This window comes from Streptomyces sp. NPDC057253 (genome assembly GCF_042669125.1).
Taxonomy (GTDB): domain Bacteria; phylum Actinomycetota; class Actinomycetes; order Streptomycetales; family Streptomycetaceae; genus Streptomyces.
The window spans coordinates 14,959-37,725 of sequence record NZ_JBHUXV010000062.1 but is presented as its reverse complement, the minus strand read 5'-3'; the positions used below and the strand labels follow the sequence as shown (position 1 = coordinate 37,725).

Here is a 22,767-nt window from a genome sequence, read left to right as displayed (position 1 = left end):
CTCAGCCGACCTTGATCTCGTTGTAGACGGGGACGCTGAACGGGTTGAGCTTCACGTTGGAGAGCCGCTCGGAGTAGCCGGCGCTGCCGTTCTGGTACCAGAGCGGGATGGCGGCCATGTTGTCCCGTACGACCTTCTCGGCGTCCTGGAACTTCTCGACGGCCTTGGTGGTGTCGGTCTCGGCGTTGGCCTCGTTGACGAGCTTGTCGAAGTCCTTGTTGGACCACTTGCCGTCGTTGGAGGAGGCGTTGGTGTAGTAGAGCGGCTGGAGGAAGTTCTGGATGAGCGGGTAGTCCATCTGCCAGCCCGCCCGGAAGGGGCCGCTCATCTTCTTCGCGGTGATCTGGCTGCGGAAGTCGGCGAAGGTGCCGACCGGGTTGCCGACGCAGGCCTTGTCGTTGTCGAGCGCGTTGTTGATGGAGTTGCAGACGGCGTCGACCCACTGCTTGTGGGAGCCGGTGTCCGCGTTGTACGTGATCTTGATCGAGCCGCCGGGGAGGCCGCCGCCCTCCTGGATGAGCTTCTTGGCCGCGGCGGGGTCGTAGTCGCAGGCGTCGCCGCACAGGCCGTCCTGGAAGCCGCCCTCCTTGCCGAGGACCGGGGAGGTCCAGTCGGTGGCGGGGGTGCGGGTCTTCTGGAAGATGGTCTCGGTGATCTGGTCGCGGTTGATGGCCCGGGACAGACCGGTGCGGACCTTCTCCATGCCGGCCTTGTTCCAGTCCTTGTCGTAGAACGGGAAGGCGAGGGTCTGGATGATGCCGGCCGGGGTGTTGAGGTAGCGGTCGCCGAGGTCGTTCTTGACGTTCTTGAGCTGGGCGGCGGGGACGTCGTCGACCAGGTCGAGGTTGCCGGCCATGAGGTCGGTGTAGGCGGTGTTGTTGTCGGTGTAGACCTTGAGGGTCACGCCGCCGTTCTGGGCCTTGTCGGGGCCGTTGTAGCCGTCCCACTTCTTCAGGGACATCTGGGAGCCCTTGGTGTACGACTCGATGGTGTACGGGCCGTTGCCGACGGGCTTGCTGACCCAGGCCGCGTGGTCGGTGAAGAAGGCTTGCGGGAGCGGGGCGTAGGCGGGGTAGCCGAGGGTGTCGGGGAAGGTCGAGAACTTCTGGTTGAGCCTGACGGTGAAGGTGTTGGTGCCGGTGACCTTCAGGCCGGAGAGGGTGTCGGCGGTCTGCTTGCTGCCGTCCTCGGGGTGGGTCTTGTCGTAGCCGTCGATGTAGCCGAAGAAGTAGGCGTTCTTCTGGTTGTTCTTGAGGGAGGCGCCGTAGTTCCAGGCGTCGACGAAGGACTTGGCGGTGACCTTCTCGCCGTTGCTGAAGGTCCAGCCGTCCTTGACGGTGATCGTGAAGTTCTGCGAGTCGCTCGTGTCGATCTTCTCGGCGAGCATGTCCTCGGCCTTGCCGGTCTCCGGGTTGTACTTCTTGAGGCTGCGGAAGATCATGTCGAGGACCTTGCCGCCCTGCACCTCGTTGGTGTTGGCGGGCTCCAGCGGGTTCTGCGGGTCACCCCAGGAGGAGCTGAGCACGGCGCCGCCGTCACTGCTGCCGCTGCCGCCGCCGCTGTCCCCGCCCCCGCAGCCCGTCGCCGCGAGCGCTACCGCCGCCGCGCATGCGGCCCATCTGGCGTGCGTGCCTCCACGCATGGAGTGCCTCCTCAAGACTGATCCGTTACCGGCCAATATCTGATCAAGAGGGGCATTTCGCACGCCTGGGTAGGCCTTTGGGGGCGGAGGGGGTGACGTGGGCACCGGTGCGCCGGGGGTCGGCGACTCCGGGAGGGGCGGGTTCGAGGCACGCGGGACCGCGGGGGACCTCACCGCCGGACCCAAGCGGCCGTCACCACGGGTGCCCAGGTGGCCCCTGGCCACCGAGCATGAGCGGCCCTTGCCACCAAGCCCGGGCGACCGCCGCGGCGTTCACGTCGGCTCAGGCAGGTCCCGGGTGGACGGCCAGCTGAAGGTCACCGGCACGGGTCGCGCAGGCGGTGGACGTCGTACGACATGACCCGGCGCCGGCCGCACCCCACCGCCCCCGGGAAACACCAAGGCCGGGCACGGAGCTGGTGGCTTCGTGCCCGGCCGGGGTGGTGCCAGGGGGTGTCAGTCCTTGGCCGGCGCCTCGTCGGACGTCGGAGACTCCACCGCGTCCTCCAGTGCCTTCAGGGCCGGGTCCAGGATGACGTCCTCGTCGCGGGCCTCGGTGGTCGGGTCCTCCGGGAAGTGGCAGGCCGTGAGGTGGCCGGCCTTGTTGCCGGAGATCTGGACCAGCGGCGGCTCGTCCGTGGCGCACTTGTCCTGCGCCTTCCAGCACCGGGTGCGGAAGCGGCAGCCGGACGGCGGCAGGATCGGCGAGGGGACGTCACCGGAGAGCCGGATCCGCTCCCGGTTCGGCCCCGTGCCGTCGATGTCGACCTCGGGCACCGCGGACAGCAGCGCGTGCGTGTACGGATGCCGGGGCCGGTTGTAGATCGAGTCCCGGTCCCCGACCTCGACCACCTTGCCGAGGTACATGACCGCGACACGCTGCGAGAAGTGCCGTACGACAGCGAGGTCGTGGGCGATGAACAGGAACGCGATGCCCAGCTCGTCCTGGACCTTCTTCAGCAGGTTCACGACCTGCGCCTGGATCGACACGTCCAGCGCGGAGACCGGCTCGTCCGCCACGATCAGCTTCGGCTGGAGGGCCAGCGCGCGGGCCACCCCGATGCGCTGGCGCTGACCGCCGGAGAACTCGTGCGGGAAGCGGTTGTAGTGCTCGGGGTTGAGGCCGACCAGCTCCAGGAGCTCGCGGACCTTGTTCTCCCGGCCTCCCTCCGGCTCGATCCCGTTGACCTCCATCGGCGACTTGATGATCGTGCCGACGGTCTGACGCGGGTTCAGCGAGGAGTACGGGTCCTGGAAGATCATCTGGATCTCGGACCGCACCGGCGCCAGCTCGCGGCGCGAGGCGTGCGTGATCTCCTGACCGGAGTACGTGATCTTGCCGGCCGTGGGCTCCAGGAGCCGCGTGATCAGCCGGCCCGTCGTCGACTTGCCGCAGCCGGACTCGCCGACCAGGCCGACGCTCTCGCCGACGCCGACCGTCAGGTCGACCCCGTCGACCGCCTGGACGGCGCCGACTTTGCGTTTGATCGGGAAGCCGCCGTAGATCGGGAAGTGCTTCGTCAGGCCCTCGACCTTGAGGAGTTCCTCGGTCGAGGTGCCGGTCGAACCCTGCTGGGCGGGGAGGGTGAGGTTGTCGCTCATGTCTCGGATCTCCCTAGCGCAGCCGGGGCTGGATCTTGTCGATGAAGATGGACTGCTTCTGCTCGGCCGTCAGGTGGCACGCGGAGGCGCGCCCCTCGCCCAGCGGCGGACGGGAGTCGGTGCACAGCGTGCCCGGCACCTCGTCCTTGAAGGCGCACCGCGGGTGGAACGGGCAGCCGGAGGGCGGGTTGAGCAGCGAGGGCGGCGAGCCGGGGATCGGCTCCAGCGCCTCGTTGATGTCGCCGTCGAGGCGGGGCATGGAGCTCAGCAGACCCCAGGTGTAAGGGTGCTTGGGCGCGCCCAGGACCTCCCGGACGGAGCCGCGCTCCACGGCCCGGCCCGCGTACATCACCAGCAGGTCGTCGGCCATGTTGGAGATGACGCCGAGGTCGTGCGTGATGAAGATGATCGCGGAGCCGAACTCCTGCTGGAGGTCCTTGAGCAGGTCCAGGATCTGGGCCTGCACGGTGACGTCCAGTGCGGTGGTCGGCTCGTCGGCGATCAGCAGCTCGGGGTCGCACATCAGCGCCATGGCGATCATCGCGCGCTGGCGCATACCGCCGGAGAACTGGTGCGGGTAGTCGTTGAAGCGCGCCTTGGGCTGCGGGATCCCGACCTTCTCCAGCATCTGGATCGCACGGTCCTTGGCGTCCTTCTTGGAGGCGCCGCGGTGCTTCATGAAGGGCTCGGACAGCTGGCGGCCCACCGTGTAGAACGGCGACAGCGCGGTCAGCGGGTCCTGGAAGATCATCGCCATCTTGTTGCCGCGGAGCTGCTCCAGCTCCTTCTCGGTGGCGGTGACGAGTTCCTTGCCGTCAAGGACGATCTCGCCGTCGACGGTGCTGGTGCGGGGGTTGTGCAGGCCCAGGATCGTCAGGTTGGTGACGGACTTTCCGGAGCCGGACTCGCCGACGATGCCCAGGGTCTTGCCGCGCTCGACGTCGAAGGAGAGGCCGTCGACCGCCTTGACGATGCCGTCCTCGGTGGAGAACTGCACCTTCAGATCACGCACCGAGAGGAAGCTCTCCGGACCGGTCGGGGCCGGCGCGTCCTCGGTCTTGGTCAGTGTGGTCACGGTGGTTCGTTCTTCCTAGGAGAGCCGGACGCGCGGGTCGATGTAGGCGTACGCGATGTCGGTGAGGATGTTGACGATCAGGATGAAGAAGGCACCGAACAGCATGACACCCATGGTGAGCGGCAGGTCCTTGTGGACCGCGCCGTCCACGGCGAGACGGCCGATTCCCTGGAGCGAGAAGGTCAGCTCGGTGACCACGGCACCGCCGAGCATCGCGCTGATGTCGATGCCGAGGACGGTGACGATCGGGATCATCGAACCGCGCCAGGCGTAGCGGAAGAACACGTACCTGTTCGACATGCCCTTGGCGCGTGCGGTGCGGACGTGCTCCTCCGCGAGCTGCTCGATCATCGAGGAGCGCGCCATACGCGTGTACTGCGCGGTGAAGATGGTGGCCATGACCAGCACCGGCAGCAGCAGACCGGTGAACCACTTCCACGGGTTCTCGGTGATGGGGTGGTACGCCGGGTTGTCCATCCAGCCCGTGCTGTAGACGAAGATCAGCAGGACGATCGGACCGAGCACGTAGATCTGGAACGAACTGAGCACCATGGACACACCGGTGGCGACCTTGTCCACCATGGTGCCGCGCCTGTAGGCGGCGATCATGCCGGCGCCGACACCGACGATGACGAAGACGACCGCACCGCCCGCGGTGAGCGTGAGGGTCGTCGGGAAGCGGTCCATGATCGTGGACCAGACCATGTCGCCCGAGTAGAACGACTGGCCGAGGCACGGGGCGCTGCAGTGTCCGGTCGGGAAGTCACGGCCCATCACGATGCCGGACATGAAGTCCCAGAACTGCTGGTGGATCGGCAGGTTGAGGCCGAGCGCCTGACGGATGTCCTCGAGTCTCGCGGGCGAGCAGTCCTTGCCACAGGCCAGGGAGGCGTAGTCGGAGGGCGCGGCGACGAACAGGAAGAACGTGGCGGCGCCGATGAGGATCAGGGTGACGAGGGCACCGACTGTGCGCCGGATGATGAACTGAAACATGGCGGGAGGGCTGCTCTCTGCGGAGACGGTGGGAGGGGTACGGAGGTGCGGGGGTGCGCTCCGCCTGGTGCGCACCCCCGCGATCAGCCGTAGAGAGTTACGACTTCACGAACAGACGGTTGATGTCGATGAGGCTGGACACCGAGCCGTAGCGGGCACCACCGATGTTCGAGCCGGAGAGCTGGAACTGCTTGGTGTACCAGAGCGGGGCGGCCGGGATGACCTTCTCCAGCAGGTAGTGCTGGGCTTCCTTCCAGGTCGCGGCAGCCGCGGTCGGGTCCTCGGACAGCGCCTTCTTGATGAGGGCGTCGACCTTCGGGTCCTTGACGTGCGAGTAGTTCGAGGAACCGTCGGCGACCTGGCTGCCGTCGTAGATGGGCGTGATCACCGTGCCCGCGGACGGCCAGTCCTGGCCCCAACCCGTGATGTACAGGTCGTACGGGTTGTTGAGCTTGCCGATCTGCTCGTAGTAGCTCGCGGAGTCGACCTCCTTGGCCACCACGTCGAAGCCGACCTTGGTCAGCGCGTCCTCGATGGCGACCTTGCGCTTCTGACCGGCCTCGCTGTTGGAGTAGGCGAAGACGACCTTCTTCTCGGCGGCCGGGACGTCCTTGAGGATCTCCTTGGCCTTCGCGATGTTGCCCTGCGGGGTCTTCAGACGGCCGTACGGGTCGTAGGTCGCCTCGTAGCCGGGCAGGGTCGGGGCGAAGTAGTTCGGCGCCACGTCGCCGCCGTAGGCACCGCCCTCACCGGCGATGAGCGACTTGGAGTTGACCGCGTAGGTGATGGCCTGGCGAACCTTGAGGTCCTTGACGCGGGTCAGGTTGAAGGTCAGCTGCATGACGTAGGGCTGGTAGCCCTTGACCGTGCGCTTGCTGACCGCAGCGTTGCCGATGACGTCCTGGATCTGGGTGGACTCGACGCCGCCGGTGAGCTGGATGGCGTTCTTGTCGGCGCCCTGGTCGGCGATCAGACGCTTGGTCTGGGTCGACTCGGTGATGCCGAACTGGAGGTCGAAGCTGTCCGCGTACTGGTGGCGCACGGAGTCGGTCTTCGGGTCCCAGTTGGTGTTCTTCGTGAGAACGAGTTCCTTGCCGACCTTGTTGGAGGCGATCTTGTACGGGCCCGTGGCGACCGGGGCCTTGTCGTACTTCTCCTTGGTGTCGGTCTTCTCCGGGACGACCGCGTAGCCGGCCATGGCCAGGGTCTGCGGCAGGTCCGGGCGCGCGGTGTCGAAGTGGAAGACGACCGTCTTCGCGTCCGGGGTGGCCAGCACGCTGTCCGGCAGGTGCTTGCCGTCGAAGCCGCCGTTCGGCAGGGCCTTGCGGTAGTCCGCGCCGCTCAGCCAGGTCTGCAGGTAGGTCGGGCCGTCGAAGATGAACTTCGCGTACTGGCGCTCGACGGTGTGGCGGATGTCGGCGGACGTGATCGCGTTGCCGTTCTGGTCCTTGACGCCGTCCTTCAGCGTGAAGGTCCAGGTCTTGCCGCCGTCCGAGGACTTGCCGGAGTCGGTGGCGAGGTCACCGACGACCGAGACGCCGCCCTTGCCGTCCTCCTTGAACTGGGTCAGGCGACGGAAGAGCAGGTTGGCGACCTGGCCGGCGTCGGAGACGTAGATCTGGCCCGGGTCCAGGTGCGAGAGGCCCGCCTCCTGGTACACGTTGATCGTGCCACCGGTCTTGGCGCCCGGGACTGCCTCGGCAGGTCCCGTCGAGCCCGCGGCGTCGGCGTAGGTGACCGCCTTCGACTGGACGGAGGCCTCCTTCTGGTCCTTCTTCGAGTCGGCGCCGGAGTCGCCGCCCTCGTTCTTGGAGCAGGCCGTGAGAGCCAGAGAACCGGCCGCGAGGGCGACGACGATTGCACGCGCTCTGCGCGAGCTGATGGGCTTCATGAGGCGATTACCTACCTGTCGGTTGTTATCCATGAGTACTGCCTGACGCGGCTGGTAGGCCGACGCGGGGGCGGCAGTCACCCCCCACCAATGGACGAGTTACCGCCCGGACTTGGGGTCGAAAGCGTCCCGGACCGAGTCTCCGAGGAGATTGAAGGCCAGAACGAAGATCACCAGCGCCAGGCCGGGGAAGAAGAGGAACGCCGGGTCCTGCTCGGTGTAGTCGGCAGCGGCGGCGAACAGTCGTCCCCAGTCCGGAGTCGGCTCGACGAACCCGACACCGGCGAACGAGAGGAAGGCGATGGTGAGGATGGTGCTGGGCAGCGAGAACGTGAACTGCACCAGGATCGGCGTCACCACGTTCGGCAGGATCTCCTTGCGGACGATCCGCCAGGGGGAGGCACCGGAGACCTTGGCGGCCTCGACGAACTCCCGCTCACGCAGGGACAGCACGGTCGAGCGGACCAGGCGCGCCATACCCATCCAGCCCAGCAGCCACAGCACGATCAGCATCGCCAGTGCGCGGAAGTACGTGGGGGTCTCCTCCCGCGGGTCGACGAAGAACGCGGTGACCACGGGCATGAAGGCGATGAAGAACAGCTGCTGCGGGAAGGACAGGAAGAAGTCGGTGACCCGGCCGATCCAGTAGTCCGTACGACCACCGAAGTACCCGCCGATGAGACCGATGATGACGCCGGTCGCCATCAGAAGGACCGTCACGCCGAGGGCCATGAACAGCGATGTCCGCATGCCGTACATGAGCATGGCGAACAGGTCGCGGCCGTACTGCGGCTCCACACCGAACCAGTGGTCGCCCGAGACGCCGCCGAAGTAGCCGAGGGGCAGTCCGAACTGGTCCAGCACGGGCTTGTCGGCGTAGGTCGGGTCCTGTCCGTACAGCGTGTACGGGTCGGTGCCGCTGAGCTTGGTCAGCAGCGGCGCGGCCAGCGCGATCACGAAGTACAAAATCACTACCACGGCGCAGATGACACCGGTACGGTCACGCTTGAAGCGCTGCCACATCAACTGGCCGGGAGAACGACCCTCGAGCTTCTGCTCGGCCTTGACAGGCTCGGCGTTCGACTCGAGCTCGGGGTCCAAGGCGACTGGACTGGTCATGTGTGTACTTCCCCCGGGGGGTTGGAGAGTTGTGCGCAGCACAGATACCGGCAGGTTCTGTGGTTTGGGGGAACTTTCGCCAAAGTGTTCAACGCGCGTCAAGGGCGGAAGACATAGGGATCTCCCTACCGCCCATATTTTGAGGAAAAATTGCAAAGATTGACACCTGGGCGCGCTTGACACGTGAGCCGACAGACCGTCAAAACGGACATAGCGCAACGGATTTCTGTTCACATGTCCGAAACACGATGGGCGGATTACCGATTACCGGACGGTATCGCATAGGTCACGGACAGGCTTCTTACCCGCTCGCCCAGGCCAGGTGGACCGGCATGCCGAAGGCCCGGTCCCCCGTCACGAGGGAGAACCGGGCTCGTCGGCGTTCGAATCAGCCGTGCTTGGCGCGGCTCGCGGCGCGGGCGCGCTCGCGGGCGTCCAGGTTGACCTTGCGGATGCGGACCGCCTCCGGGGTCACCTCGACGCACTCGTCGTCGCGGCAGAACTCCAGGGACTGCTCCAGGGAGAGCTTGCGCGGCGGGACGATCGACTCGGACACGTCGGCCGTGGACGACCGCATGTTGGTGAGCTTCTTCTCCTTGGTGATGTTGACGTCCATGTCGTCGGAGCGGGAGTTCTCGCCGACGATCATGCCCTCGTACACCTCGGTGCCGGGCTCCACGAACAGCACACCGCGCTCCTGGAGGTTCGTCATCGCGAAGGCGGTGACGGCGCCGGAGCGGTCGGCGACCAGGGAGCCGTTGTTGCGGGTCTGAAGGGTGCCGAACCAGGGCTCGAAGCCCTCGTGGATGGAGTGCCCGATACCGGTGCCGCGGGTCTGCGTCAGGAACTCGGTCCGGAAGCCGATGAGACCGCGGGACGGCACCACGAACTCCATGCGCACCCAGCCGGAGCCGTGGTTCGACATGTTGTCCATACGGCCCTTGCGGACACCCATGAGCTGCGTGACCGCGCCCATGTGCTCCTCGGGCACGTCGATCGTCATGCGCTCGACGGGCTCGTACACCTTGCCGTCGACGTCCTTGGTGACGACCTGGGGCTTGCCGATGGTCAGCTCGAAGCCTTCCCGGCGCATGGTCTCGACCAGGATGGCGAGCGCCAGCTCACCACGGCCCTGGACCTCCCAGGCGTCCGGACGGTCGGTGTCCAGCACGCGCAGCGAGACGTTGCCGATCAGCTCTCGGTCGAGGCGGTCCTTGACCTGACGGGCGGTCACCTTGCGGTCCTTGACGGCCGACTTGGCGTCGGCGCCCTTGCCGGTGCCGCCGCGGCCCACCAGCGGGGAGGTGTTGGTGCCGATGGTCATCGAGATCGCGGGCTCGTCGACGGTGATCAGCGGCAGCGGGATCGGGTTCTCGGTGTCCGCGAGGGTCTCGCCGATCATGATGTCGGGGATACCGGCGACGGCACAGATGTCACCCGGGCCGGCCTTCTCGGCGGGCTTGCGGGTCAGCGCCTCGGTCATCATCAGCTCGGAGATCCGGACGTTGCTGATCGAGCCGTCCCGCTTGATCCACGCGACCGTCTGCCCCTTGCGCAGCTCGCCCTGCTCGACGCGGAGCAGCGCGATACGGCCGAGGAAGTTGTCGGCGTCCAGGTTGGTGACGTGCGCCTGGAGCGGGGCCTCCTCGTCGTACGTCGGGGCCGGGATGTGCTGGAGGATCGTGGAGAAGAACGGCTCCAGGCTGGTGGAGTCCGCCGGGACCGTGCCGTTCTCCGGCTTGGTCAGCGAGGCGATGCCGTCACGGCCGCAGGCGTAGACGATCGGGAACTCGATCTGCTCCTCGTCCGCGTCCAGGTCGAGGAAGAGGTCGTAGGTCTCGTTGACGACCTCGTCGATACGGGAGTCGGGGCGGTCCGTCTTGTTGATGCAGAGGATGACGGGCAGCCGCTGCTGGAGCGCCTTGCGCAGCACGAAGCGGGTCTGCGGGAGCGGGCCCTCGGAGGCGTCGACGAGGAGGACGACACCGTCCACCATCGACAGACCGCGCTCGACCTCGCCGCCGAAGTCGGCGTGACCGGGGGTGTCGATGATGTTGATGGTGATGACGTCCCCCCCGTCCTTGGGGTGGTACTTCACCGCCGTGTTCTTGGCGAGGATCGTGATGCCCTTCTCACGCTCCAGGTCGTTCGAGTCCATCATTCGGTCGTCGACCGAGTCGAGCTGATGGGCGGCGAAGGCACCGGCCTGCTTCAGCATTCCGTCGACGATGGTCGTCTTGCCGTGGTCGACGTGGGCGACGATGGCGACGTTGCGGATGTCGTGGCGCGTGGCCATGAAGGCGTACTCCTGGAGTGTGAGGAAGGCCGACGCGTACGTCTGTGTTACGCGGACCCTGCCGGGCTCAACATGCCACGGCCTCACCCCATCGTACGGTGCCCGTCGGGTCGGGGCTCGCCGGGCTCAGCCCCCGGACGGTCCGGACGCGGGCTTCGCGCCCTTCTTCAGGAAGCCCATGTCCTCGTAGAGCGGTGTCTGGAAGCCGAAGGCACCGGCGTTCACCAGGTTCTTCTTCGCGGCGGTCAGCTGCGGGCGCTGATAGAGGGGGATGGACCCGGCGGCGGCCCAGATCCGGGAGTCGGCCTTGCGGATCAGGCTGCGGCTCTCCGAGGCGTCCAGGGTGGTGACGGCCTGGTCGAAGAGCTGGTCCACCTGGTCGGTGCCGACCCGCGTGTAGTTCTGCTCCACGTTCAGCGAGCCGTCGGCGGCCGGTACCGGCTTGGCGAAGATGGGCCGGGCGTCGGTCGCGGGGAACGCGGACGCGGGCCAGGAGTACAGCGCCAGGTCGTACTGCCCGGACGCGATGTGGTCCTTGAAGTAGCTCTCCTCGGACACCTTGGAGATCTCGGTGCGGATGCCGATCTTCGCGAGCATCGAGGAGATCCGGCCGGCCACGGTCCGCAAGGTCTCGGACCCCGGGCCCGACGGCAGCACGAACCGCAGCGCCAGCGCCTTGCCGTTCTTGGCCAGCACCTTCGTCGCCGCGGCGGCCGGGGCGGGGGTGCCCTTGGGGGCGTACGCCCCGGCCGGGGCCCCGCCCTGCCGCAGCTTGTTCACGTACTGCTTGCCGTCCTGTGCGAGGTGGCGCGTGTCGTCGCCCTTGTCGTCCTCCCCGACGATGTACGTGCCGTCCTTGGAGTCCTCCGAGTCCTCGGAGTCCTCCGAGTCCTTCTTGGCGGACTCCTTGTCGGACTTCTTGCCGGAGGACTCCTTGTCGGAGGACTTCTTGCCGGAGGACTCCTTGTCGGTCTTCTTGCCGGACTCCTCGTCCGACTTCTCGCCCTCGGCCCCGGCGGCCTTCTCCGCCTTCTCCGCCTTCTCCCCCTTCTCCTTCTTCACCGGCCCGCCGTGCACCCAGCCGGCGTCGGCCAGCAGCGCCTCCGCCTCCTCGGTGTCCTGGCCGCCGAGCGCGCCGCTGTTGTCGGCGTAGGCGTCCTGGCCGGAGAGCGCGAGGTGGCTGCCGACGGGTTCGGCGGGCAGTCCGAGCGGGGAGAGGACGGCACCGGCCAGGGCCTTGCGGTCCAGGGCGCGGGCCACGGCCCGGCGGACCCGCTCGTCGGCGAGCGGACCCGAGGCGCCGTTGAGGGCGAGCTGGGTGTAGGCGGGCTCCAGGGACCTGCGGACCTCGAAGCCCTTGAGGGCCGTCTGCTGCCGCTCGTACGCGAGGGCCGCCGCGCGCCTCTTGTCGCGAGCGCCGGTCTCGTCGTCCGCGGCCTTCTCGTCGTCCTCGTGGGCCACGGCCCAGGAGCGCAGGGCGTCGGCCGCCCCGAGATTGGTGCCGGAGCCGTGGCCGGACAGGCCGCCCGGGCCCGCGAGCGGGGTGCTGCCGGCCTTGGCGCCCGCGCGGGCGGCGAGGGTGATCCGGCCGAGGGCCTCGGGGTCGATCTCGGCGAGGTCCACCTCGCCGTCGGCCAGCGCGCCGGTCCGCTCGTCGCGCGGTACGGCCCGCAGCACGATCTCGTCCAGCTTGGCGGGATGCCCCCACCAGCGCTCGCTGCGGGCGAGGGTGACCTCGCCGTCCTTGCGGTCGACCTTCTCCAGCCGGAACGGACCGGCGGTGACCTTGAGCTTCTTACGGGCGGAGTCGTTGAAGGAGTCCGGGGTGCCCATGACGTCCTTCGGGTACAGCGGAGAGAACAGCGAGCGCCAGTCGGCGTAGGGCCGCGCGAAGGTGACCTTGACCTCCAGGTCGTTCGCGCCGCGCTCGATCTTCTCGATGCGCTCGTAGCCGGCGTTGCGGGCGGTCCAGTACGCGGAGTCCTTGCCGGACAGGGCGCGCCACTGGGCGGCGAAGTCGGCGGCGCCGATCTCCCGGCCGTCGCTCCACACCGCCTGCTGGTTCAGCTTGTACAGCACGACCTGCTTCGGCTCGGTCTCGACGACCTTCGCCGACTCCAGGTAGTCGGGGTTGACCTGCGGCCGGCCGTTCGCGTCGAGCCGGTACATCGACGGCAGGACCGCCTGGGCGACGGTGGTGGTGGTCGCGTTCGCGTCCGCCTGGAAGGTGTTCAGGGTCTCCGGTACGGCGTCCACGGCCCAGTGCAGGGTGCCGCCGTCGGCGACCTGGTCGCGGGCCGCGGGCGCGATGTCCTGCTCCGCGAGCGGCTTGCTCGCCGGCTCCTCGGAGCTGCACCCGGCGAGGGCGGGCACCGCGAGGGCTCCCGCGGTGAGGAAGGCGACCGAGCGCATGACCGCGCGCAGTCCGACGCCGTCGTTGGACATCTCTGCTTACCTCCGGGAGCGGCGGGCGTTATGATCACTTTTGGCGGTATATGGAGCTGATCACATCTATGCGGCCACTGAAGAGGAAAGGGTTCGGCAACGGACGGCGACACGGCGACAAGGACCGGGAAGCCCACCCGTGCGGCGCAATCGACGGCGCACGAGGGGCGCGCACTCAGGCGCACGATCCGCCAATCGGTGCACGTCCCTTCACACCGGCAGGTGTGACGCGCAACACTCGCAGGCGCATGACCGTTCCCGTGCAGGGCAACCCCGCCCACGGAAGTGAGGTCACGTCATGTCCGTGAACGACGAACTGGCATCGGCCCAGCGCGCTCTCGACGAAGTGCTCCGGTATGTCAAGCGCCTGGAGCAGCAGCTGGGCAGCGGCGGCCTGGAGATGCGCCGCGTCCGGATCGACGCCGACCGTCTGCGCGAGAGCCTCGCGCTGCTGAGGGAGACCGACCCGGCGCTCGCCAAGGCCCGCCGCCCGGATCTCGTCTCCATCTCCGACACCCCCTACGACAACGCCCTGTGGACGGACTCGGACGACGAGGGCCTCGGCGCCCGCGACCGCAGGGCCCCCTGAACCCGACCGGAGTCAAGCGTTGGCCACTGGTACGGAACCCCCCGACACCGAACCCCATCCCGTGAGCGGCGGCGTGCGCACCGGCACGCGCGCCGCGATCGACGCCCCGCACCTGCGCACCGACCGCTGGTGGCTGGCGCCGGCGGCCACCGCCGCCGGGCTGCTCGCCTTCATCGTGTACTCGACCTGGCGGGCCTTCGCCGACACGGACTACTACGCGGCCCCCTACGTCTCGCCGTTCTACTCCCCCTGCCTGGCCGAGCGCTGCGAGCCCATGCGGCACGGCCCCAACTGGGAGATCTTCGGCAGCTGGTGGGGCATCTCCCCCGCGATCATCATCCTGATCTTCCCGCTCGGCTTCCGCCTGACCTGCTACTACTACCGCAAGGCCTACTACCGGGGCTTCTGGGCGTCCCCGCCGGCCTGCGCGGTGGCCGAGCCGCACAAGAAGTACACCGGTGAGACCCGCTTCCCGCTGATCCTGCAGAACATCCACCGGTACTTCTTCTACGCCGCGATCCTGGTCGCCGGGATCCTGACCTACGACACCGTGCTCTCGTTCCGCGACGAGAACTACGAGTGGGGCCACATGGGCCTCGGCACCCTGGTGTTCCTGGTCAACATCGTGCTGATCTGGGCGTACACCGCCTCCTGCCACTCCTGCCGGCACATCGTCGGCGGCAAGCTCAGGCACTTCTCGAAGCATCCCGTGCGCTACCGGGCCTGGCAGTTCGTGGGGAAGCTCAACGCCCGCCACATGCAGCTCGCCTGGGCCTCGCTGGTGAGCGTGGCGCTCGCCGACTTCTACGTCTATCTGCTCGCGTCCGGTGCCTTCGACGATCCGCGGTTCTTCTAGAGAGGGAGGTGCCTTCTGATGTCCGTGGTCGATCGACAGCAATGGGACGTCGTCGTGGTCGGCGCCGGAGGAGCCGGACTGCGGGCCGCCATCGAGGCCCGCGAACGCGGTGCCCGTACGGCCGTGATCTGCAAGTCGCTGTTCGGCAAGGCGCACACGGTGATGGCCGAGGGCGGCATCGCGGCCAGCATGGGCAACGCCAACTCGCACGACAACTGGCAGGTCCACTTCCGCGACACCATGCGCGGCGGCAAGTTCCTCAACCAGTGGCGGATGGCCGAACTGCACGCCCAGGAGGCCCCGGACCGGGTCTGGGAGCTGGAGACCTGGGGCGCGCTGTTCGACCGCACCAAGGACGGCCGGATCTCCCAGCGCAACTTCGGCGGCCACGAGTACCCGCGCCTCGCCCACGTCGGCGACCGCACCGGCCTCGAACTGATCCGCACGCTCCAGCAGAAGATCGTGTCCCTCCAGCAGGAGGACAAGAAGGAGACCGGTGACTACGAGTCGCGCCTGAAGGTCTATCAGGAGTGCACGGTCACGCGGGTGTTGAAGGACGGTTCACGGGTGAGCGGTGTCTTCGCCTACGACCGTGAGACCGGCCGTTTCTTCGTCCTGGAAGCCCCGTCCGTGGTGATCGCCACCGGTGGCATCGGCAAGTCCTTCAAGGTGACGTCGAACTCGTGGGAGTACACGGGCGACGGCCACGCGCTGGCGCTGCTCGCCGGAGCGCCCCTGCTGAACATGGAGTTCGTGCAGTTCCACCCGACCGGCATGGTCTGGCCGCCGTCGGTGAAGGGCATCCTCGTCACGGAGTCGGTCCGCGGCGACGGCGGGGTGCTGCGCAACTCCGAGGGCAAGCGGTTCATGTTCGACTACGTCCCGGACGTCTTCAAGGAGAAGTACGCCGAGTCGGAGGAGGAGGGCGACCGCTGGTACGAGGACCCGGACAACAACCGGCGTCCTCCCGAGCTGTTGCCCCGCGACGAGGTGGCCCGGGCCATCAACTCCGAGGTGAAGGCGGGCCGCGGCTCCCCGCACGGTGGCGTCTTCCTGGACGTCTCCACCCGTATGCCGGCGGAGGTCATCCGGCGCCGGCTCCCCTCGATGTACCACCAGTTCAAGGAGCTGGCGGACGTCGACATCACGGCCGAGCCGATGGAGGTCGGGCCGACCTGTCACTACGTGATGGGCGGGATCGCGGTCGAGTCGGACACGGCGGCCGCACGCGGGGTGCCGGGGCTCTTCGCGGCCGGTGAGGTGGCCGGCGGGATGCACGGCTCCAACCGGCTGGGCGGCAACTCCCTCTCCGACCTGCTGGTGTTCGGGCGTCGGGCGGGCTGGCACGCGGCGGAGTACGCGACCGGTCTCGCCGGGAGCCGCCCGCCGGTGGACGAGGTCCAGGTCGACGCGGCGGCCGCCGAGGCGCTGCGGCCCTTCTCGGCGGAGGGCGCCGAGCCCGCCGTAGGGCCTCCGGAGAACCCGTACACCCTGCACCAGGAGCTCCAGCAGGCCATGAACGACCTGGTCGGGATCATCCGGCGCGAGGGCGAGATGGAGCAGGCCCTGGAGAAGCTCGCGGACCTGCGGGTGCGGGCCCGGCGGGCCGGGGTGGAGGGGCACCGGCAGTTCAACCCGGGCTGGCACCTCGCCCTGGACCTTCGCAACATGCTGCTGGTCAGCGAGTGCGTGGCGCGGGCCGCACTGGAGCGGACCGAGTCGCGGGGCGGCCACACCCGCGAGGACCATCCGACGATGGACCGCAAGTGGCGCCGGGTGAACCTGATCTGCCAACTGGCCGACCCGACGGGCGGGTTGGCGGCCACGGACCCGGTCCGCGGCCAGATCGACCTCACCCGTGAGACCACCGACCCCATCCGCGCCGACCTGCTCGCCCTCTTCGACAAGGAGGAGCTGGTCAAGTACCTCGCCGAAGAGGAGCTGTACGAATGAGCGGCTACACGGCCCACTTCAAGGTGTGGCGGGGTGACGTCAAGGGCGGTGACCTGGAGGACTTCAAGGTCGAGGTCAACGACGGCGAGGTGGTCCTCGACATCATCCACCGCCTCCAGGCGACCCAGGCGCCCGATCTCGCGGTCCGCTGGAACTGCAAGGCGGGCAAGTGCGGTTCGTGCTCGGCGGAGATCAACGGGCGGCCCAGGCTGATGTGCATGACGCGCATGTCGGTCTTCACGCAGGAGGAGACGATCACCGTCACTCCCCTGCGCGCCTTCCCGGTGGTCCGGGACCTGGTCACGAACGTCGGCTTCAACTACCAGAAGGCGCGCGAGGTCCCGGCGTTCGTGCCGCCGCCCGATCTCGGACCCGGTGAGTACCGGATGATGCAGGAGGACGTGGACCGCTCGCAGGAGTTCCGCAAGTGCATCGAGTGCTTCCTGTGCCAGGACACCTGCCATGTCGTCCGCGACCACGAGGAGAACAAGCCGGCGTTCGCGGGCCCGCGCTTCCTCATGCGGGTGGCGGAGTTGGACATGCACCCGCTGGACGCGGCCGAGGAGTCGGGCCTGGACCGCAAGAAGACGGCCCAGGACGAACACGGCCTCGGCTACTGCAACATCACCAAGTGCTGCACGGAGGTCTGCCCCGAGGGCATCAAGATCACGGACAACGCCCTGATCCCCCTGAAGGAACGGGCAGTGGACCGCAAGTACGACCCACTGGTGTGGCTGGGCTCGAAGATCAGAAGGAGGCCTTCGTAGCGCCCCCGACTGCGCGACCGGCGGGGGCGCTAGCGGACCCAGCCCCTCTCGTACGCCGTCCAGTCCGCCTCCGTCGCTGCGAAGTCCACGTACAGGGCCACGCCGAAGGCCGTTCGGTTCGGGTCTGTGCGGGAGAGGCCTAGGCGGACGCCTCGTACCGCCGCGGGGACCGTCTCCGCGGCCGCTCGGTGGCCCCACTTGGTCTCGTGGAAGAACGGGAGGCCCATCAGGAGGTCCGTCGAGGGTGGGGTCGCCTCCAGGGCCAGTGCCGTCTGCTGGGCCACATAGCCGCCGTACAGGCTCTCCAGCGGCATGCTCGTGTCGTACGACATCACCGCGATCTGGTCGACCCGTCGGGCGACCTGCCCGAAGTACGCCTGCGACCACCATTTGGGGTGCCCGGTCAGCGTGCCCGCGACGGAGTGCAGCGCGGGCAGCGGGTCGATCTGGTGGGCGGCGACGGACAGGGGGACGCCCCGGGCGCGGGTGACCTGGTGGAGGGCGTCGAGGAGGTCGAGGTAGTGCCCGTCGCCGGAGTGCAGCGGCTCCAGGTCGACATGGACGCCGTCGAAGCCGGTGGCCAGGATCTGCCGGGTGGAGCGGACCACGGCGGCCCGGGTGTCCCGGTCGGAGAGGCGCAGGCCGTCGGGGCTCTCGGTGGCGAGCTCGTCCCCCAGCCACGCCTGCACCCGGATGCCCGGCACCGCCCGGTGCACGGCACCGACCAGCCAACGCGCCTTCGGGTACGCCGACACGGGCAGGGTCCCGTCGTGTTCCAGCGGCCCCGCGTGGACGTACAGGTCCCGGATCCCGGTGTCCTTCAGCCTCCGCGCGAGGGCGCTGACGTCGGCGTCGGTCTTGCGGCCGTCCACCCAGGCGTGCCCGAGCCAGATCGCGTCCTTGTCGCGGGTGAAGGTGCCGTCGGCCGGGTCACCGGTGTAGTGGAGACGCAGTGCGACGGCGGCGGTGAGCAGCGGCACGAGGACGACGAGCACGAGTCCGAGGACGCTCCGACGGACCCACCGCCGACGTCCCGGCTTCGGCGTCGGCACGTCCTTCTCCGCCACGGCCTCGCCGTCGACCCGCACGCTCTGCCCGTCCGTCATCCGCTCCCCGCCCCTCGCCGCATACCCCCGCCCACCCCACCCCGCTCGCGCCCCCGCATTCCGGCCCATACGCTCCGAAATGTGACACCCTCCCTGATACGCGGCCGACCCCGGCGCAGCCGCTCGCACATATCCGTGCGGGTGGCGCACGCCCTGCTGGGCGTGGTGGCCGGGGTCGCGTGGCTGGTGTTGCCCTGGATGACGGTCGACGACGACGATCCGGTTGCGGGCACGCGGACGAGCGCCGCGGCGGCCGCGGAGGACTCGTCCGCCGGCGACCTCGTCCTGCCGGTCGCCGCACTCGTCGTCGTGGCGGCCCTCGCCGCCTACGCTTCCGTGCGCCGGATCCGCCGCACCCGCCGTCGTACGACACCGGCGGCCCCCGGCACCACCCACGTCGGCGCGTACCCCGCCCCCGCGGCCCCGCCCCCGCTCGGCGGCCTGGACGACCGCTCCCGCACCGCGCTCGTCGACGCCGACAACCACCTCCGCGCCTTCCGCGAGGAACTCCCCTTCGCCGAGGCCGTGTTCGGCCGCGAGGCACTGACCCCCTTCGTCGAGGTGGCCGCGGCCGCCGAGTCCGAGCTGGCCGCCGCGTGCGCGATTCGGCGGCGGTACGACGAGGGCGTGCCGGAGGAGGCGGCCGCCCTCGCCGGGGTGGTGGGCCGGTGCGAGGAGGCCGAGCGGCGGCTGACCGCGGGGACGCAGAGCCTGCGCACGCTGAGGGCCCTGGACCGCGATCCGAGCGAGGCCCTGACGGTGGCCGAGACCCGCTTCCGGGAGCTGACCGCCCGCACGGCCGAGGCAGGCACCGCACTCACGGACGGCTCCACAACCGGACACGCGGACACCGCACTCACGGACGGCTCCGCAACCGGACACGCGGACACCGCCGGCGCGGACGGCTCCGTCACCGGATACGTGGAGCTGGCCAAGGACAGCCTGGTCACCGCCACCGTCCACCTCAACCGGACCCACCAGGCGATCGCCTCCGACCAGCTGGACGAGGCGGCCCACCGGCTCCGCGCCGCAGAGAGCGCGATCGCCCGGGCGGACACACTGGTGACGGCCGTGATGAGGCTGCGCACGGCACTCACCGAGGCCACCCGGCTGATCCCACCCACCCTCACGGGCGCGGAGGCGGAACTGGCCCCCGTCCGCGACAACGCCTCGCGCGAGGACGAGACCAGCATCCGGCTCGCGCACGCCGACGCCGCCCTGGCCGCCGTACGACAGGAGACGACCTCCGGACACCCGTACGACCCGCTCGGCCTGCTGCGTCGGATCGTGCACGCGACCGCGCCCCTCGCGGGCGGCCGGTCCGGGGTGCTGGGCACGGCCGCGCTGCTGGTGGCCCGGGAGTCCCTGGCCTCGGCGGACGACTGTGTGGCCGTGCACCGGGAGGCGGTCGGTGCCGCACCCCGTGTCCTGCTGGCGCAGGCGCGGCGGACCGAGGACCTCCCGCGCGCCGACGCCCTCGCCCGCGAGGCCCGTGACCTCGCGGAACAGGACGTACGGCTGCGCGGGCACGCCGACCCACGGCCCTAGATGACGCCTACCCCCGCCCTAGAACAGGCTCAGCAGCGCCTCCGCCGGGTCCACCATGCCGTTCTCCCCGCCGGGCAAGGGCAGTTCGAACCACACCGTCTTGCCGCGCGGGGTCCGGCGCGAGCCCCAGGCCGCGCTGAGCAGCCCGACCAGTTGCAGGCCGCGGCCGCCCTCGTCGGTGTCGCGGGCGCGTCGGCGGCGGGGCTGGACCAGCCCGGAGTCCCAGACCTCGCAGACCAGGGTGCGGTCCAGGAGCAGCCGGAGCCGGATCTCGCCCTCGCCGTACCGCAGGGCGTTGGTGACCAGTTCGCTGACCAGGAGTTCCGTGGTGTCGACCAGGGGCTCCAGGTCCCAGCTGAGCAGCTGGCCGCGGGCGTACTCGCGGGCCCGGCCCACGCTGCGCGGCTCACGCGGGAGCGTCCAGTCGCCGACGGACTCGGCGGGCAGGCCCTGGACACGTGCCATCAGCAGCGCGATGTCGTCCTCGCCGTGATGGGTGTCGAGGGTGTTGAGGACGTGGTCGCAGACGTCCTCCAGGGGCGCGGAGGGATCGGTCAGCGCCCCGACGAACGCCTGGAGGCCTTCGTCGAGGGGATGATCGCGGCTTTCGACCAGTCCATCCGTGTAGAGCGCGAGCAGGGCGCCTTCGGGTAGTTCGACCTCGACCTCCTCGAAGGGCTCGCCGCCGACGCCGAGCGGCATCCCGGGCGGCACGTCGAGCATGAGCGCGTCCTCGCCGGGCTCGACGAGCACCGGGGGCAGATGGCCCGCGTTGGCGAAGGTGCAACGCCTGGTCACCGAGTCGTAGACGGCGTACACGCAGGTCGCGAGGTACACCTCGGACAGGTCCGCCTCCCGGGGGCGACGGGCCGCGCGAGTCGCCTGCTGGACTCCGCCGGGGGCGCCGAGCCCGCGGGCGATCTCGTCCAACGCGGAGAGGACCTCCGCCGGTTCGAGGTCCAGCAGGGCCAGCGTCCGCACGGCGGACCGCAGTTCGCCCATCGCCACCGCCGCGCGCAGTCCGCGGCCCATGACGTCGCCGACCACCAACGCGGTGCGGTGTCCGGGCAGTTCTATGACGTCGAACCAGTCGCCGCCGACCTCGCTCGGGCGGTCCGCGGAGGAGTTGCCGGGCAGGTAGCGGCAGGCGATGTCGAGGCCGGAGGCGACCGGGTCGCCGGGCGGCAGCAGGGACCGCTGAAGTATCAACGCCCTCTCGTGCTCCCGCCGGTACAGGCGCGCGTTGTCGATACAGACCGCGGCCCGCGCCGCGAGCTCCACCGCCAGGTCCCGGTCCCGGTCCCCGAACGGCTCGCTGCCCTTCGTCCGCGCGAACTGCGCGAGGCCTACGACGGTGTCGTGGGCGACCATCGGCACGGCCAGCGTGGACTGGACGAGACCGCCCTCCTCGGCCGGGACGTACAGCGGCCGGGCGGTGCGCAGGGCGTCCGCGCACGGTGAGTTGAAGGGGTAGTGGTGGACCGCGCCGACCGAGACGGGGGCGCCCGAGCCGAGGAAGGGGGCGTCGGAGACCGCGCTGGCGAAGGCGACCCGGCGCAGTTCGGCGCTGCCGTCGGCGAGGCCGGGCGGGGTCTCGTCGCCGGCCAGGAGGCCCTGGTAGAGGTCGACCGTGGCCAGGTCGCAGAAGCCGGGGACCACGACGTCGAGGAGTTCGCGGGCCGTGGTCTCCAGGTCGAGGGAGTTGCCTATGCGGGCGCCCGCCTCGTTGAGGAGGGCGAGATTGCGCCGGGCCGCGGCGGCCTCGCGGGCGGCGGCGCGACGGGCGGTGATGTCGGTTCCCAGCCAGGCGATACCGATGGGCCGGCCGGAGCCGCTGCGCACCCGGTACAGGTTGATGGACCAGTGGCGGCGCTCGTCGGAGCCCGGCAGAAAGCCGGTGACGTGCATGTCCGTGATGGAGTCGCCGGTCTCCAGGACCCGGCGCAGGGTCGCGGAGACCCGCTCGGCCTCGGGGCGCGGCAGATAGTCGTGGACGCCCTTGCCGCGGTGGTCGTCGGGGGTGCCGCCGAACAGGGAGGCGAACCGGTAGTTGACGCGGCGAACCCGCAGGTCGGGGTCGATGAGCACGAACCCGAAAGGAGATTGACCGAAAATCGCCTGCGAGGCGGCGAGGTCGGTCTCGATGCTCCTGAGGGTGCGCACATCGACGACGATGCAGACGGCGGCCTTCTCCCCCTCCTCGGTCCGCGTCGGCATCACATAGACCTCGGCGAGACCCTCCCGGCCGCACTCGCCCTCACCGGCCTCTGCCGGGACCCGGAAGGGGACCACACCGGTCCACTCGCGGCCGTCCAGGATCTCCGCCATCTTGCGCTGGCCCTGCGAGCGCAGGTCCGGGTCGATGAACGCCTCGATGGGGTCCATGCCGACCGCCTGCCCGGCGGGGATGCCGAAGAGCTGCTCGGCGCGCAGGCTCCACTGGTCGACCAGTCCGTCGGGGCCTATGGAGAAGGACGCGACCTTGATGTAGTCGTAGATCGAGCCGGGCGGGCTGCTCTGCCACATGGCGTCACCGGACGGCTCCTCGCCGGGACGGACCTGTACGGCATCCTCCGCGGCCTCCGTCCTCGCGCCGTCCGACGGGTCCTTCGACTCCGTGGCCTTCGCTGGTATCTCGCTCACGCGAACCGTCCCCTCCAGCTCACCGCGTCCGGTACCGGTCACCGGGGGCGGCTGCCCGCAGTATCCAGCACTACGGCGCCGCACAACACGGTGTTCACGATCACAGCACGATCCCGACGGTTTTCGGTCCGGGCTGCGACAGCACTTCCAGTCTTCTAACCAGCGGACACGGCATCGAATCACGTCCTTCGACAACTGCCACTGGCCTGAACCAGGCGCTGGACAGGGGACGGGGTGTCGTA

At 69.3% G+C, this 22,767-nt stretch carries 15 protein-coding genes; 5 read left to right on the top strand and 10 right to left on the bottom strand.

Going from position 1 to position 22,767, the window contains the following annotated elements:
* Position 1 precedes the first annotated feature (1 nt).
* The 8 genes from ACFULQ_RS29175 to ACFULQ_RS29140 form a co-directional block, all read right to left on the bottom strand.
* Complete coding sequence (locus ACFULQ_RS29175) at positions 2-1,642, bottom strand: ABC transporter substrate-binding protein (RefSeq protein ID WP_383549423.1); 1,641 nt, start codon at positions 1,640-1,642, stop codon at positions 2-4.
* A gap of 456 nt (positions 1,643-2,098) precedes the next feature.
* Positions 2,099-3,244, bottom strand: coding sequence for an ABC transporter ATP-binding protein (locus ACFULQ_RS29170; protein ID WP_383549420.1), 1,146 nt, complete (start codon positions 3,242-3,244; stop codon positions 2,099-2,101).
* A gap of 13 nt (positions 3,245-3,257) precedes the next feature.
* Positions 3,258-4,319, bottom strand: coding sequence for an ABC transporter ATP-binding protein (locus tag ACFULQ_RS29165; RefSeq protein WP_383549418.1), 1,062 nt, complete (start codon positions 4,317-4,319; stop codon positions 3,258-3,260).
* 15 nt (positions 4,320-4,334) lie between these two features.
* The gene (locus tag ACFULQ_RS29160; protein WP_383549415.1) at positions 4,335-5,312 is read right to left on the bottom strand and encodes an ABC transporter permease; all 978 of its coding nucleotides are present in this window, start codon (positions 5,310-5,312) and stop codon (positions 4,335-4,337) included.
* Between the two features lie 97 nt (positions 5,313-5,409).
* The gene (locus ACFULQ_RS29155) at positions 5,410-7,203 is read right to left on the bottom strand and encodes an ABC transporter substrate-binding protein (protein WP_383549413.1); all 1,794 of its coding nucleotides are present in this window, start codon (positions 7,201-7,203) and stop codon (positions 5,410-5,412) included.
* Between the two features lie 99 nt (positions 7,204-7,302).
* Positions 7,303-8,322: an ABC transporter permease gene (locus ACFULQ_RS29150; RefSeq protein WP_383549410.1), complete on the bottom strand. Its 1,020-nt coding sequence runs from the start codon at positions 8,320-8,322 to the stop codon at positions 7,303-7,305.
* 388 nt (positions 8,323-8,710) lie between these two features.
* Positions 8,711-10,618, bottom strand: coding sequence for a translational GTPase TypA (gene typA, locus ACFULQ_RS29145; RefSeq protein WP_123762864.1), 1,908 nt, complete (start codon positions 10,616-10,618; stop codon positions 8,711-8,713).
* Positions 10,619-10,744: 126 nt separating this feature from the next.
* Positions 10,745-13,063, bottom strand: a complete 2,319-nt coding sequence (locus tag ACFULQ_RS29140) for an ABC transporter family substrate-binding protein (protein WP_383549406.1) — start codon at positions 13,061-13,063, stop codon at positions 10,745-10,747.
* A gap of 298 nt (positions 13,064-13,361) precedes the next feature.
* Between ACFULQ_RS29140 and ACFULQ_RS29135 the strand changes: the two genes are divergently transcribed.
* From ACFULQ_RS29135 to ACFULQ_RS29120, 4 genes are read left to right on the top strand one after another with little or no spacing between them, the layout of a single operon-like run.
* On the top strand, positions 13,362-13,652 hold the full coding sequence (locus tag ACFULQ_RS29135; RefSeq protein ID WP_020136803.1) for a hypothetical protein: 291 nt from the start codon (positions 13,362-13,364) through the stop codon (positions 13,650-13,652).
* 19 nt (positions 13,653-13,671) lie between these two features.
* Positions 13,672-14,508: a hypothetical protein gene (locus ACFULQ_RS29130; protein ID WP_383549403.1), complete on the top strand. Its 837-nt coding sequence runs from the start codon at positions 13,672-13,674 to the stop codon at positions 14,506-14,508.
* 18 nt (positions 14,509-14,526) lie between these two features.
* Entirely contained in the window at positions 14,527-16,461 is a 1,935-nt protein-coding gene (locus ACFULQ_RS29125) for a fumarate reductase/succinate dehydrogenase flavoprotein subunit (protein WP_383549401.1), read from the top strand.
* A complete protein-coding gene (locus tag ACFULQ_RS29120) occupies positions 16,458-17,228 on the top strand; it encodes a succinate dehydrogenase/fumarate reductase iron-sulfur subunit (protein WP_383549398.1) in 771 nt (256 codons plus the stop codon). The genes ACFULQ_RS29125 and ACFULQ_RS29120 overlap by 4 nt, the downstream gene beginning before the upstream one ends.
* 29 nt (positions 17,229-17,257) lie before the next feature.
* Here the strand turns inward: ACFULQ_RS29120 and ACFULQ_RS29115 are convergent, their stop codons facing one another.
* Positions 17,258-18,334, bottom strand: a complete 1,077-nt coding sequence (locus tag ACFULQ_RS29115) for a hypothetical protein (protein WP_383549396.1) — start codon at positions 18,332-18,334, stop codon at positions 17,258-17,260.
* An 81-nt stretch (positions 18,335-18,415) separates the two neighbouring features.
* Here ACFULQ_RS29115 and ACFULQ_RS29110 point away from each other — a divergent pair, with 81 nt between their 5' ends.
* Complete coding sequence (locus ACFULQ_RS29110; protein ID WP_383549394.1) at positions 18,416-19,882, top strand: hypothetical protein; 1,467 nt, start codon at positions 18,416-18,418, stop codon at positions 19,880-19,882.
* An 18-nt stretch (positions 19,883-19,900) separates the two neighbouring features.
* Here ACFULQ_RS29110 and ACFULQ_RS29105 read toward each other — a convergent pair whose 3' ends face one another.
* Positions 19,901-22,525 carry a SpoIIE family protein phosphatase gene (locus tag ACFULQ_RS29105; RefSeq protein ID WP_383549391.1) on the bottom strand — a complete coding sequence of 875 codons (2,625 nt, stop codon included), beginning with the start codon at positions 22,523-22,525 and terminating at the stop codon, positions 19,901-19,903.
* Positions 22,526-22,767 lie beyond the last annotated feature (242 nt).

Coding starts and splice junctions, on each gene's coding strand:
- ACFULQ_RS29120 (WP_383549398.1), top strand. CDS start 16,458: ATGAGCGGCTACACGGCCCACTTCAAGGTGTGGCGGGGTGACGTCAAG.
- ACFULQ_RS29150 (WP_383549410.1), bottom strand. CDS start 8,322: ATGACCAGTCCAGTCGCCTTGGACCCCGAGCTCGAGTCGAACGCCGAG.
- ACFULQ_RS29155 (WP_383549413.1), bottom strand. CDS start 7,203: ATGAAGCCCATCAGCTCGCGCAGAGCGCGTGCAATCGTCGTCGCCCTC.
- ACFULQ_RS29175 (WP_383549423.1), bottom strand. CDS start 1,642: ATGCGTGGAGGCACGCACGCCAGATGGGCCGCATGCGCGGCGGCGGTA.
- ACFULQ_RS29170 (WP_383549420.1), bottom strand. CDS start 3,244: ATGAGCGACAACCTCACCCTCCCCGCCCAGCAGGGTTCGACCGGCACC.
- ACFULQ_RS29140 (WP_383549406.1), bottom strand. CDS start 13,063: ATGTCCAACGACGGCGTCGGACTGCGCGCGGTCATGCGCTCGGTCGCC.
- ACFULQ_RS29125 (WP_383549401.1), top strand. CDS start 14,527: ATGTCCGTGGTCGATCGACAGCAATGGGACGTCGTCGTGGTCGGCGCC.
- typA (WP_123762864.1), bottom strand. CDS start 10,618: ATGGCCACGCGCCACGACATCCGCAACGTCGCCATCGTCGCCCACGTC.
- ACFULQ_RS29160 (WP_383549415.1), bottom strand. CDS start 5,312: ATGTTTCAGTTCATCATCCGGCGCACAGTCGGTGCCCTCGTCACCCTG.
- ACFULQ_RS29135 (WP_020136803.1), top strand. CDS start 13,362: ATGTCCGTGAACGACGAACTGGCATCGGCCCAGCGCGCTCTCGACGAA.
- ACFULQ_RS29115 (WP_383549396.1), bottom strand. CDS start 18,334: ATGACGGACGGGCAGAGCGTGCGGGTCGACGGCGAGGCCGTGGCGGAG.